Origin of the sequence: Nocardioides halotolerans DSM 19273 (genome assembly GCF_000422805.1) — a bacterium.
Lineage (GTDB): Bacteria > Actinomycetota > Actinomycetes > Propionibacteriales > Nocardioidaceae > Nocardioides > Nocardioides halotolerans.
Map to the genome: position 1 here is coordinate 58,795 of NZ_KE383923.1, position 12,176 is coordinate 70,970.

The 12,176-nt window shown below is 72.7% G+C and carries 13 protein-coding genes; 3 read left to right on the top strand and 10 right to left on the bottom strand.

The genetic code is table 11. The annotated features are described in order from the left end of the window. Window positions 1–85: 85 nt before the first annotated feature. Window positions 86–781 carry a hypothetical protein gene (locus G514_RS0114980; RefSeq protein ID WP_028652417.1) on the top strand — a complete coding sequence of 232 codons (696 nt, stop codon included), beginning with the start codon at window positions 86–88 and terminating at the stop codon, window positions 779–781. Window positions 782–962: 181 nt separating this feature from the next. Beyond that, a complete protein-coding gene (locus G514_RS0114985; protein WP_028652418.1) occupies window positions 963–2,075 on the top strand; it encodes an SGNH/GDSL hydrolase family protein in 1,113 nt (370 codons plus the stop codon). Between the two features lie 60 nt (window positions 2,076–2,135). Here the strand turns inward: G514_RS0114985 and G514_RS0114990 are convergent, their stop codons facing one another. The 5 genes from G514_RS0114990 to G514_RS0115010 all read right to left on the bottom strand — a co-directional run bounded on the left by G514_RS0114990 (window position 2,136) and on the right by G514_RS0115010 (window position 6,923). After that, entirely contained in the window at window positions 2,136–2,411 is a 276-nt protein-coding gene (locus G514_RS0114990; RefSeq protein WP_028652419.1) for a hypothetical protein, read from the bottom strand. A gap of 1 nt (window position 2,412) precedes the next feature. Then, window positions 2,413–3,441 (bottom strand): ketol-acid reductoisomerase, encoded by a 1,029-nt coding sequence (ilvC, locus tag G514_RS0114995; protein WP_028652420.1) that lies wholly within the window; start codon window positions 3,439–3,441, stop codon window positions 2,413–2,415. A gap of 121 nt (window positions 3,442–3,562) precedes the next feature. Continuing rightward, window positions 3,563–4,102 (bottom strand): acetolactate synthase small subunit, encoded by a 540-nt coding sequence (ilvN, locus tag G514_RS0115000; RefSeq protein WP_028652421.1) that lies wholly within the window; start codon window positions 4,100–4,102, stop codon window positions 3,563–3,565. Then, window positions 4,099–5,838, bottom strand: a complete 1,740-nt coding sequence (locus tag G514_RS0115005) for an acetolactate synthase large subunit (protein ID WP_028652422.1) — start codon at window positions 5,836–5,838, stop codon at window positions 4,099–4,101. The genes ilvN and G514_RS0115005 overlap by 4 nt, the downstream gene beginning before the upstream one ends. Window positions 5,839–6,080: 242 nt before the next feature. Next, on the bottom strand, window positions 6,081–6,923 hold the full coding sequence (locus G514_RS0115010; RefSeq protein ID WP_028652423.1) for a hypothetical protein: 843 nt from the start codon (window positions 6,921–6,923) through the stop codon (window positions 6,081–6,083). A 56-nt stretch (window positions 6,924–6,979) separates the two neighbouring features. On the opposite strand from G514_RS0115010, the gene G514_RS0115015 reads away from it, so the two are divergent. Further along, window positions 6,980–7,474 (top strand): MarR family winged helix-turn-helix transcriptional regulator, encoded by a 495-nt coding sequence (locus G514_RS0115015; protein ID WP_028652424.1) that lies wholly within the window; start codon window positions 6,980–6,982, stop codon window positions 7,472–7,474. On the opposite strand, the gene G514_RS0115020 is transcribed toward G514_RS0115015, so the two are convergent. From G514_RS0115020 to G514_RS26965, 5 genes are all read right to left on the bottom strand, one after another. Next, window positions 7,471–8,157, bottom strand: a complete 687-nt coding sequence (locus G514_RS0115020) for a 4a-hydroxytetrahydrobiopterin dehydratase (RefSeq protein WP_028652425.1) — start codon at window positions 8,155–8,157, stop codon at window positions 7,471–7,473. The genes G514_RS0115015 and G514_RS0115020 overlap by 4 nt on opposite strands. Further along, the gene (locus G514_RS0115025; protein WP_028652426.1) at window positions 8,154–8,570 is read right to left on the bottom strand and encodes a VOC family protein; all 417 of its coding nucleotides are present in this window, start codon (window positions 8,568–8,570) and stop codon (window positions 8,154–8,156) included. Before G514_RS0115025 ends, G514_RS0115020 begins: the two co-directional genes overlap by 4 nt. A 13-nt stretch (window positions 8,571–8,583) precedes the next feature. Continuing rightward, the gene (locus G514_RS26960) at window positions 8,584–9,354 is read right to left on the bottom strand and encodes a 4a-hydroxytetrahydrobiopterin dehydratase (RefSeq protein WP_084152133.1); all 771 of its coding nucleotides are present in this window, start codon (window positions 9,352–9,354) and stop codon (window positions 8,584–8,586) included. Beyond that, window positions 9,351–10,073 (bottom strand): GNAT family N-acetyltransferase, encoded by a 723-nt coding sequence (locus G514_RS0115035; protein ID WP_028652427.1) that lies wholly within the window; start codon window positions 10,071–10,073, stop codon window positions 9,351–9,353. Before G514_RS0115035 ends, G514_RS26960 begins: the two co-directional genes overlap by 4 nt. Window positions 10,074–10,107: 34 nt before the next feature. Next, window positions 10,108–12,176 (bottom strand): Ig-like domain-containing protein (locus tag G514_RS26965; protein WP_036564975.1); only part of this gene is annotated, 2,069 nt, incomplete at its 5' end.

Here is a 12,176-nt window from a genome sequence, read left to right on the forward strand (position 1 = left end):
CGGCAGGTGCGGCGTCGGTCACATCCGCGCCGGCTCCGCCCGTGGGCGGACGCGACGCTGTCGCTCACGTGGTTACGGTCGAGCGGTGCTGTCCCTCCCCCGCCTGATCCTTCCCGTCGCGCTCGCCGCCACGTCGCTCGCGATCGCCGCTCCGGCCTCGGCCGACGTGACCGGGACGACGTCGACCCAGGACGTCGTGCTCCTCGACCACTGCCAGCGGCACCCGATCTCCTACGACCTGGCGGTCAGCCCGGGCACGCTGCTGTGGCGGCTCGAGGTCCAGGTCGCCGACCCGCTCGGCCGGACCTCCGAGGGGACGGTCATCAACTCGTCGACCAACCCGACCACCAGCGGCACGGTCGAGGTCACGTTCTGCGGCTCCGAGCCCGCCGGCACCTACACGGTCCGCGCCACGGGCTTCTACGAGCTGCTGCCCGTCGTGCAGCTGCCGTTCGCCCTCCCGGAGACGTCGTTCGAGGTGCGCCCCGCGGCCACCCGCACGACCCTGTCAACGACGTCGCTCGGTCACGGCCGCTACCTGCTCACCGCCAAGGTCCGCAAGGAGACCGAGCGCGGCTTCGGCCGCGCGAACGGCGTCCAGGTCCGGCTCGAGCGACTTGTCTCCGGCACCTGGAAGCGGGTCCGCGGGCTCGCGCTCACCGCCACCCACGGTCGCGCGGTCGCCCGCGTCGACGGCCGTCCGGGCCAGCGGCTGCGGGCCGTCGTAACGGCCCGCAACAACGTCGCCGGCTCGACGTCCGCGCCCGTCCGGCTCCGGTAGCGCGCCCGTCGCGCCCCGGTCACGCGTCAAGTCGCGCGACCACCCTTCTGGACCAGCGGCGGCCGATCGGCCCCAATCCCGCTGATCCGCCGCGCGCGCCGCCTCCCGCTCCTACCGTGACGACGGAGGGAGCCGCCGACGTCCGCGGCTCGGGGGAAGCAACCACACGGGGTCATTCGTCATGCCGTACGCACGTCCGCGCGCTCTGCGCCTCGCGGTGCTCGTGCTCGGCGTGCTGCTCGTGGCCGGCGTCGAGGCGTGGCTGCCGGTGACGAGCCTGGCGCCCGGCACGGGGACCGCGGTCGCCGACAGCGGCAGCGCCTACGACCGCACCCTTCGCGCGGGCGAGTGCGCCCTCCTGGGGCGTGACCACGCGCCCGCACTCGGGTGTGCGCGCGAGCGGTGCGTGCGGGGCGCGGTGCCGTGGCGGAAGGTGGCCGGCGCGGAGGCGTGCGCCCTCGCGGGGCAGCCGCGTGGCTACGGGTACGCCGCGACCGTGCCCGTCCGCCAGTGCCGCGCCCTGCACCGCCGATGGATCGCCGCCGTCAACTACTGCGCGTCCGAGCCGGACCGCTCGCTCTCGGCCGTGCGCGACGCGCCGCAGTGCACGCGGCCGGCGACGGTCTACGTCGTGCTGTCGGAGACCGAGGGGCGCTACGACGAGTGCCTGACGCGGGCGCGGGCCGAGGCACTGACCCAGCGGGCCGCCGCGCGCGGCACGACGCTCGCCCACGAGGTCGCCGTGGCTCAGCGAGAGGCGGCTCGAGCCGATCGGACCGCGGGCGGCACGCTCGTGGTCGGGGACTCACTGACCTGGCGCGGCAGCGACGAGCTGGCCCGTCTCCGCCCCCGGCTGACCGTCGACGGCGAGCCGGCCCGGCGCCCCACCGAGCTCGCTCACCGGCTCGCGGCGTTCCGCGCGCAGCACGGCGAGCCCGACGGCCTGGTCGTCGAGCTGGGCACCAACCCCGCGCAGGGCTACCGCCGCCGCGACCTCGCCGCGGCACTGCGCGGACTGCCCGCCCGCACCCCGCTCCTGCTCGTGGCGCCGTACGTCGAGACGTCCAGCGACCCGGTCGTCGTCTCGGCGTGGTCGCAGCACGTGGGTGGGTGGATGCGCTCGCTCGCGGCCGCCCGTCGGCACATTTGCGTGGCGGACTGGCCGGCGTACGTCCGCGCGCACCCGGGCCTGCTCCAGGACGGCATCCACGTCCGGAACGTCGCCGAGGCCGAGTGGGCGCGCTGGGTGCTCCGCGAGTGGGACCGCTGCCCGGCCCGGCTCGCGTCGAGCTGAGGAAAGCGGCTGCCCGCACGGTTGCGAACAGCCAGCTTCCACATCCCGACGGGGAGCCCGTCAGCCCTCGGCCTCCGGCTCGGGTGCGCGCACCCGCCGGCCGGCCGGTGCGGCGTTGGCCTCCTCGCCGAGCGAGAGCTGCCACGAGGCCTGGTCCCAGACGCGCACCCACGTCACCGGGGCCGAGCCCGACCCCGGTGACGCGGACTCGAGGACCAGGATCCCGTCGCGCAGCGAGGCGTACTCCACCCACGGCAGCTCGATCCGGCGGCCGCCGACGACGACGACGAAGACGGCACCCTCGGCGCCGCTGAAGCCCGCCTCCAGGATCTCCATGTCAGCGGGCCGACGACCCCTCGACGTAGTCGGAGTCGTGGGACTTCACCCACGCCATCAGTTTGCGGAGCTCGCGGCCGGTCTGCTCGATGGGGTGCTGCTCGGCCTGCTCGCGGAACTTCGTGAACTCCGGCGAGCCGGCGTCCTGGTCGGCGATGAAGCGGGCCGCGAAGGAGCCGTCCTTGATCTCCGCGAGCACCTGCTTCATGTTCTCCTTCACGTGCTCGTCGATCACCCGCGGGCCGGAGACGTAGTCGCCGTACTCCGCGGTGTCGGAGACAGACCAGCGCTGCTTGGCGATGCCGCCCTCGTACATGAGGTCGACGATCAGCTTGAGCTCGTGGAGGCACTCGAAGTAGGCGACCTCGGGCTGGTAGCCGGCCTCGGTGAGGACCTCGAAGCCGTACATCACCAGCTGGCTCGCGCCACCGCAGAGGACGGCCTGCTCGCCGAACAGGTCGGTCTCGGTCTCCTCGGTGAACGTCGTCCTGATGCCGCCGGCGCGGAGGCCCCCGATGGCCTTGGCGTAGGACAGCGCGAGCGGCCAGGTGCTGCCGGACGCGTCCTTCTCGACCGCGACGAGCACGGGGACGCCGCGGCCGTCGACGTACTCGCGGCGCACGAGGTGACCCGGCCCCTTGGGGGCGACCATGAACACGTCCACGCCCTCGGGCGGGGTGATGTAGCCGAAGCGGATGTTGAAGCCGTGGCCGAAGACCAGGGTGTCGCCAGCCGCGAGCTCGGGCTCGATCTCCTCGGCGTACAGCTTCCGCTGGTGCTGGTCGGGCGCGAGGATCACGATGACGTCCGCCTCCTCGGCCGCCTCGCGCGGTGTGAGGACGCGAAGCCCCTCGGCCTCGGCCTTCTCGCGGCTCTTCGAGCCCGGCTGGAGACCGACGCGGACGTCGACCCCGGAGTCGCGCAGCGACAGCGCGTGCGCGTGCCCCTGGCTGCCGTAGCCGATCACCGCGACGTTCTTGCCCTGGATCAGGGCCAGGTCGGCGTCGTCGTCGTAGAACATCTCAGCCACGGGGCTGCTCCTTCTGGTTGCGTTGCAGGGTCTTCAACGGACTGGTGGTACGAAACTGGCGCTTCCCGGATGGAACTCCGTGCGGGCAGCGGCAGTTTCACCGGGTACCCGGTGAAACTGCCTACCCGACCGCCGGCGGGGTCGGTACGGCGACCGGGCGCAGCGAGCGCTCGGAGATCGAGCGGGAGCCGCGGCCGATCGCGACCATCCCGGACTGGACGAGCTCACGGATGCCGTAGGGCTCGAGGATCCGGAGCACGTCGGCGATCTTGGCGGCGTTGCCGATCACCTGGATGGTGACCGCGTCGGTGGCGACGTCGACGACGTTGGCCCGGAACAGCTGGACCACGTCGAGGATCTGGCCGCGGGTCTCGGCGGTGGCAGCGACCTTGACCAGCACCAGCTCGCGGTGCACCGACGCCTCGTGGTCGAGCTCGACGATCTTGATGACCTCGACCAGCTTGTTGAGCTGCTTGGTGACCTGCTCGAGCGGCGAGTCCTCGACGTTGACCACGATCGTCATCCGCGAGATCTCGGTGTGCTCGGTCGGGCCGACCGCGAGCGACTCGATGTTGAAGCCCCGCCGGCTGAAGAGCCCTGCGATGCGCGCGAGGACACCGGGCTGGTTCTCGACCAGGACTGACAGCGTGTGGATGCTCACAGGTCGTCCTCGTCGAACTGGGGGGCGAGGTCGCGGGCGTACTTGATCTCGTCGTTGCTGGTGCCGGCGGCGACCATCGGCCAGACCATCGCGTCGCGGTGGACCCGGAAGTCGACCACGACCGGAACGTCGTTGATCTCCATGGCCTTGGTGATCGTCGCGTCGACGTCGTCGGGGCTGTCGCACGCGAGCCCGACGCAGCCGTAGGCGTCGGCGAGCTTGACGAAGTCGGGGATCCGCTTGGAGTGCAGGTCGGTGTTGGAGTAGCGCTGGTTGTAGAACAGCGTCTGCCACTGCCGCACCATGCCGAGCGACTCGTTGTTGATCACCGCGACCTTGATCGGGATGTTGTTGATCGCGCAGGTGGCGAGCTCCTGGTTGGTCATCTGGAAGCAGCCGTCGCCGTCGATCGCCCAGACCACCTCACCGGGGCAGCCGACCTGCGCGCCCATGGCCGCCGGCACCGCGAAGCCCATGGTGCCGAGGCCGCCGGAGTTGATCCACTTGCGCGGCTGCTCGTAGCCGACGTAGTGCGCGGCCCACATCTGGTGCTGGCCGACGCCCGAGGTGTAGATCGCGTCGGGGCCGGCGATGGCGCCGAGGCGCTCGATGACGTACTGCGGCGCCAGCGAGCCGTCGGGCTTGTCGTAGCCGAGCGGGTAGGTGTCGCGGACGCCCTCGAGGAACCTCACCCACCCCTCGTAGTCGCCGGTGCGACCCTGCTCGGCGTCGCTCCTGAGCGCCACCAGCAGGTCGACGAGCACCTCGCGGACGTCGCCGACGATCGGCACGTCCGCGTGCCGGTTCTTGCCGATCTCGGCCGGGTCGATGTCGGCGTGGATCACCTTGGCGCCGGGCGCGAACGAGTCGAGGTTGCCGGTGACCCGGTCGTCGAAACGGGCGCCGAGGCTGATGATCAGGTCGCTCTTCTGCAACGCCGCCACCGCGGCGACGGTGCCGTGCATGCCGGGCATGCCGAGGTGCTGCGGGTGGCTGTCGGGGAAGGCGCCGCGGGCCATCAGCGTGGTGACGACCGGCATGCCGGTCAGCTCGGCGAGCTCACGCAACTCCTTCGACGCGGCGGCGCGGACCGCGCCGCCGCCGACGTAGAGCACCGGACGGCGCGACTCGAGCATGAGCCGCGCGGCCTCGCGGATCTGCTTGGAGTGCGGCCGCGTGACGGGGCGGTAGCCCGGCAGGTGCAGCTCGGGCGGCCACGCGAACGTCGTCATCGACTGCAGCGCCGACTTCGCGATGTCGACCAGCACGGGGCCGGGGCGGCCGGTGCTGGCGATGTGGAAGGCCTCCGCGATCCGGCGAGGGATCTCGTCGGGGTCGGTGACCAGGAAGTTGTGCTTGGTGATCGGCATCGTGATGCCGCGGATGTCGGCCTCCTGGAACGCGTCGGTCCCGATCGCGGAGGCGCCGACCTGGCCGGTGACGGCGACGATCGGCACGGAGTCCATGTGGGCGTCGGCGATCGGCGTGACCAGGTTGGTCGCTCCCGGACCCGAGGTCGCCATGCAGACGCCGACGCGCCCGGTCGCCGCGGCGTACCCCTGCGCGGCGTGGCCGGCGCCCTGCTCGTGGCGCACCAGGATGTGCCGGATCGTCGAGTCCATCAGCGGGTCGTACGCCGGGAGGATCGCCCCGCCGGGGATGCCGAAGATGTCGGTGACGCCGGCCGCCTCCAGCGACGTGACCAGGCTCTGGGCCCCGGTGATCTGCTCGCTCATCTGCCTCTTCCTCGTTCCTCTTCCCTCCGGACCACCGAGCAGGCTCGGCCTCGCCCTCGCAACAAAAAACCCCTCTGCTGCGCTGGGCAACGAGGGGTGACGCGCTGACTGCTGCGTGGTGACAGCTCAGCCGGCGCGTCGCATGCGTACGAGAAGGTCCTGGCGCATGCCGCCACGGTAGTCGGTCGCCCGATCGACCGTCATCCCGAAGCCCAGCCGTCCCAGAATACGGGACGGCGATCTCACCGACTGGCGACCACCTCCGGCGGCGGTGCGGTCGGGTCGACACCGGCGAGGAAGCCGGTGAGCTGGTCCACCAGCCGGGTCGCCCCGAGCTCCGCGGCCCAGCGCAGCACCTCACGCGCCACGGCCTGCGCCCCTGCCTCGTCACCCGCGTCACGTGCGAGTACGGCGAGCAGCACCTGCTGCGCCAGCACCCCCAGCACGTGACCTCCGCGGGCCGCAGCCGCCGCGGACTCCTCCCACGCGGCGCGCGCCGCGCCGTGGTCGCCGCCGTCGTGCGCGTGGTCACCGAGGTGACGAAGCGCGTCGAAGACCAGGACCGGGTCGTCGGCCGCCCGCCCGAGAGCGAGGGCGTCGGCGAAGTGCGCCCGCGAGTCGGCCCGCTCACCGCGCAGGTTGTCCGCGAACCAGCCGAGGCACATGGAGGCCCAGCCGCGTCGCACGTCGTCCGGCGCGGCGTCGCGGAGCCGCTCGGCCTCGACGGTCATCGCGTCCACCAGTGCGAGGTCGCGGCCGGCAGGCCCGAGCCCGCCGACGATCTGGTCGAAGTACTGCCGGCGCAGGTGCAGCATGGCCAGGTCCCACGACGTGCTCGTCCCGACCTCCAGCCGGTGGGCCAGGTCGATCGCGTCATCCAGGGAGCGGTCACCGCCGGACCGGACGCCGAGCGTGTACTCACGCCGGCCCACGACCTCGGCCCGACCGATCAGCAGGCTCAGCCGGTCCCGGTCGTCTGCGGTCCGGGTGGCGTCGAGCAGGGCCAGGGCCTCGTCGTAGCGGGCGGCGCGGTTGAGCGCGGTGACGGCGTCGAGCAGGACGGACAGGTCAGTGGTGACGGGCATGGCGACAAGGTAGTTTGTGGCAAAACTATTCTCCAGAAAACTATTCTGAGGCGCACATGAAGCAGGACTCGATCGACCGGCACGTCGCCCGCTGGCGCGGCGAGCTCGACTACGTCGACCCAGTGCACGAGGCGATTGTCGGCCGACTGATGATCCTCGGCCGGCACCTGTCGGGGACCCGCGCGGTCGCGCACGCGGACACCGGCCTGGACAGGCCGTCGTTCAAGGTCCTGCTGGCTCTGCGCAGGGTCGGGCCGCCCTACGTCGCCAGTCCCTCGGAGCTGGCGGCCTACCTCGGGCTGTCCCGCGGCGCGCTGTCCGCCCGCCTCGGCCCGTTGGAGGACGACCGGCTGATCACCCGCGCCCTCGACCGGGACGACCGTCGGCGCGTCCACGTCCGTCTCACACCCAAGGGCCGCCGGGCCTTCGACCGGCACGCCCGGCTCGAAGGACGCGCCGAGGCGGACCTGCTCGACGTCCTCTCCCCCGCCGACCAGCGTCGTCTGGCCGACCTGCTCCACGAGCTCGTGCTCGCGGTCGAGACGAGCTAGTCGGAGGTCGGCTCGCGCCCGTCGGCGGTGCAGACGCACACCTTGTTGCCGTGGGCGTCGGCGAGGATCCAGAACGCCGGGACCGCGTCGGTGCTGACCAGGGTGCCGCCTGCATCGAGCGCGGCCTGGACGCGCTCCTCGGCCACCTCGCGCGGCACGACGATGTCGAGGTGGAACCGCTGCTGGACCTCGCCGCTGGCGTCGGGGGCCTTCTGGAACCACAGCGTGTTGTTGCGACCTCCCCGGTCGAACACCTCGGGCCACGCGTCGTGGGAGTCGTAGCCGAGGACGGCCGCCCAGAACGACTGCACCGCCGTCGCGTCGGGGACGTCGAGCGCCAGCTCGAGCGTCGAGACCTCGCGGGGCGCCGACTCGACGCCCAGGTCGGCGGCGATCGCCGAGATCTGGCGGGCGAGGTCGATGTCACGGCTGGTCACCCCGCCGACGTCGTGGCTGACGAGGTCGACGTCGACCTGGGGGTAGGTGAGCACGACGTCGGGGTGGTGGTTGGCCCCCTCGGCCGCCTCGGTGATCCGGGTGACGAGCTCGAGCCCCTTGACGAACGAGCCGGTGCGGAACCGGGCGTGCAGCCTGCCGAGGAAGAACCGCCAGTCGTCGAGGCCCTGCTCGGCCAACACCTCGGGGTAGCGCAACGTCTGCCTGGGGTCGCGGGTCTCAGTCATGGCAACACCTTCTCGCCGATGGGTCCGGGATTGTGGGCTATCTCCCAGCGGTAGCCGTCGGGGTCGGCGAAGTAGCCGGTGTAGCCGCCCCAGCCGCGCTCGACGGCGTCGTGCACCGGGTCGGCGCCAGCGGCTCGCGCGGTCGCGAGCACGGCGTCGACCTCGTCGCGGGTGGCGACGTTGTGGGCGATGGTGAACGGCGCGATGCCGCTGCTCATGGCGATCGGACCGACCTCGGCCTCGAAGTGGCCGCGGTCCCAGAGGGAGAGCACGACGTGCTCACCGACCATGATCATCACGACGTCGCCCTCGACGTCGAGGTCGGCCGCCCAGCCCAGCCCGTCGAGGTAGAACCGCCGGCTGGCGTCGAGGTCGCGCACGGCCAGGGTGAGGAAGCTGATCCGCTGGTCCATGCCCCTCAGCGTGTCACTCGCCGCCGACGGTGTCCTGATCGGCCTTGCCCTCGCGCTCGCCGCCACCGTCGTCCGCGCGGATCCTGCCCGCGGCGTCGCCCTCCTCGGACGAGTGGTTCGGGTCGCGACCCAGCCAGGTCGTGATGCACGCCTTGTTGCCGTGCGCGTCGGCGAGCACCCACACCGTCGGCGCCCGCGTGTCGCTCACCAGCGTGCCGCCGGCCTCGAGCGCGGCCCTGACCCTGCCCTCGGCCACCTCGGGCGGCACCCGGACGTCGAGGTGGAACCGCTGCTGGACCTCCCCCGTGGCCTCGCCGGCCTTCTGGAACCACAGCGTGGGCCGGGTCCCGTGCGGGTCGTTGAGCTCCTCGGCGTGGGCCTTGGACGTCTCGTAGCCGAGCACGGCGGCCCAGAACGGCTTCACGTCGTCGTAGGTCGGGGTGTCCAGCGCGACCTCGACGACCGAGAGCTCCGCCGGGGCAGGGTCGGCGCCGACGTCCTCTGCGAAGCCGCTGATCTGGCGGGCCAGGTCGACGTCGCGGTCGGTGACGCCGCCCGCGTCGTGGCTCGACAGCCGGACGTCGACCCGGCCGTAGGACAGGTCCACCTCAGGGTGGTGGTCGGCCTTCTCGGCGGCCTTGCCGATCTTGTCGACGAGCTTCAGGGCGGTCGCGAAGTCCTCGGTGCGGAACCGCGCGTGCAGCGCGGTGAACAGGATCCGCCAGTCCGCCAGCTCAGCCTGCTCGATGTCGTTCTCGGAGAGCGTCGTGGGTGCGTCGGTCATGCCGAGGCGGTACCCGCTCCTGCCGAGGTCGCCGCCGACAGCGCGGTCCGCTGGTGTCCCTCGTCGTCGAAGTTCGCCGGGTCGAGCCACCGCTCGTGTGCCGCCCGGACGGCGGGCCACTCGGCGTCGGTCACCGAGAACCAGTCCGTGTCGCGGTTGCGGCCCTTGGTGACCATGTGGTTGCGGAACCGGCCCTCGTAGGTGAACCCGAGCCGGAGCGCGGCGCGGCGGGACGGCTCGTTGAGGGCGTCGCACTTCCACTCGAAGCGGCGGTAGCCGAGGTCGTCGAACGCGTAGCGCATCAGCAGGTGGATGGCCTCGGTCGCGGCGCGGGTCCGCTGCAGCGCGCGCGCGAAGAGCACGCCGGCCACCTCCACCTGGCCGGTGGCCGGGTCGAGCCGCGTGTACGACGCGATGCCGGCCGGCGCCCGACCGCGCGGCACGAGCACGAACGAGAGCAGGTCGGGCGTCGTCAGCGTCCGCGCGATGAAGGCCGTCATCTCCTCGAGGTCGGCCGGCGGCTCGGTCGGCCGGTAGGTCCACAGCGAGCGGTCGTCTTGGCCGCACACGCTCGCGACCAGGTCGGCCGCGTGGTCGGGCGCCAGCGGCGCCACCACGACGTAGCGGCCCTCGAGGGTGACGGCGTCCGGGCGCGCCCGCGGCGCCCACCCGGGCACGACGTCACCGACGGGCTGGCCGAACTCGTTCACCTCGGGCACGGGCCGACGATAGGCCCGCGGCCCCGACGGGCCGTCAGTGCACCCGCACCTTGACCACGTGCAGCCGGCCTCCCTGGAGAACCCCGAGGTTCCACAGCGTGGAGTGACCCATGTCGGTCGTGATCGTGACGCCGAGGACCCAGCGGGGCTGGCCGCGGACCGTGCCGTCCTGGTGGAAGTACGCGTCCAGGCCGGAGGGCTGCTGCGGCGCGACCGCCGCGTCGACGTACCGCGGCCGCGGCCCACCGATCACCACGAGCGTGTAGGAGCCACCCAGGGTGACGTCGTAGGCGCCGCCGTGCGCGGCGAGACCGAGGATGCTGACGTGGGACACCGCCAGGGCGACCGTCACGCTCCGCCGCGCCCGGTTGCCGGCCTTGTCGGTCGCGACGGCGGTGTAGCGGACCCGGTTGCCCGAGAGCTTGTGCTGGCGGATGCGGCAGGAGGCGATGCCGGACAGCTTGTCGGTGCCCTTGCAGCGAGCCTTCGGAGCGCTCGGGTAGCGGCCCGACGCCTTGACGCCGATGATCTGCACCTTCGGCTTGCGGTGGTCGATGTTGATGCCGCCCACCGAGGCCGTGCCGATCCCGCCGTCGGCGGCGGTGACCGTCTGCGAGACCGACTGTCCTGCGCCGCCGCGCTTGAGCACGACGGGCGAGGGGCACGGCGAGGTCAGCGGGGCGCCGTTGGGGGCGCAGCTGAACGACACGGTCACGGTGCCGCGGTACCAGCCCGCCTTCGTCTTCTTCGGCTTCCCGGAGACCGAGGCCGAGATGGTCGGGTCCTTGCGCGCGGTCGACGCGGAGGAGGGGAGGAAGTCGGCGTCGCCGTCGTAGGCCGCGGCGACGCTAGCGGTCTTCCCGGCCGGCACCGTGAACGCGAGCGTCGCGCTCCCGGCCGCGTCGAGCGTGCCGGTGCCGACCGGGTTGCCGTCGACCAGGAAGCGCACGGTGCCGGTCGGGGTGCCCGCGCCCGGCGGTGTCGCGGTCACCGTCGCCTTGATGCTGTGGGGCGAGACGGACGGGAGGACCGCCGTGGCCGCCTTGCCCACGGCAAGCGTGTCGCTGCCCGTCGCGGTGGCGAACGTCGTGGAGTCGGTCGGCGCGAACGCCGCACCGATGGTGTGGCTGCCCGCACCGAGGTCTGCCGGCAGGGCCGTGGCGGCGGTCCCGCCCGACACGGCGACGGGCGCACCGAGGTCGGTGCCGTCGACGGAGAACTGCACGCTGCCCGACGCCGAGCCCAGCGCCGGGGTCACCGTCGCGGTGGCGGTGGCGGGCTGCCCGTGCACGGTCGCACCGGGCGCGATGTCCACGGCGACCGTGGAGGTCACCTTCGTCACCGCGACGATCTGGGTGGCCGTCGGGGCGGCGTCGAAGTCGGGACCGCCGGCCTGGTCGGCGTCGATGTCGCACGGCCCGGCAGCGAGGAAGGTGACCGTCGTGCCGGCGAGGCTGCACGACGGGCTGCTGGTCGAGAAGGTGACGGGGTTGCCCGACCCGCCTCCGGTCGCGCCGACGACGTAGGTGGTGCCGACGAACGCCGGCGACGGCGGCGCGGTGGTGAACGTGATCGCCTGGGCGGTCTTGGCGACCGCGATCGTCTGGGTCTTCTGGGGCGCCGGGTCGAAGTCGGCGTTGCCGGCCTGGTCGGCCGCGACGACGCAGGTGCCCGCGTGCGCGAAGGTGACGGTGGTCCCGCTCAGGGTGCACGCGCTGTTGGTCGTCGCCGGGTCGATCGAGAGCACGACCGGGTTGCCGGAGGCGCCGCCCGTGGTCGTCACCGGGTAGGTGCCGCCGATCGCCGCCGGGCTGGGCGGCGTGCTCGTGATGGTGATGGTCTGCGCGGTCTTGGCGACCGTGATCGACTGCGTCTTCTGGGCGGCTGCGGCGAAGTCTGCGTCGCCCGCCTGGTCGGCCGCCACCACGCAGGTGCCGGCGTGCGCGAACGTCACCGTGCTCCCCGCCACCGTGCACGCGGCGTTCGTCGTGCCTGCCCCGACGGAGAACGTCACCGGGTTGCCCGACCCGCCCCCCGTCGCGACCACGGTGTAGGTGCCGCCGATCGCCGCCGGGCTCGGCGGCGTGCTGGTGAACGTGATCG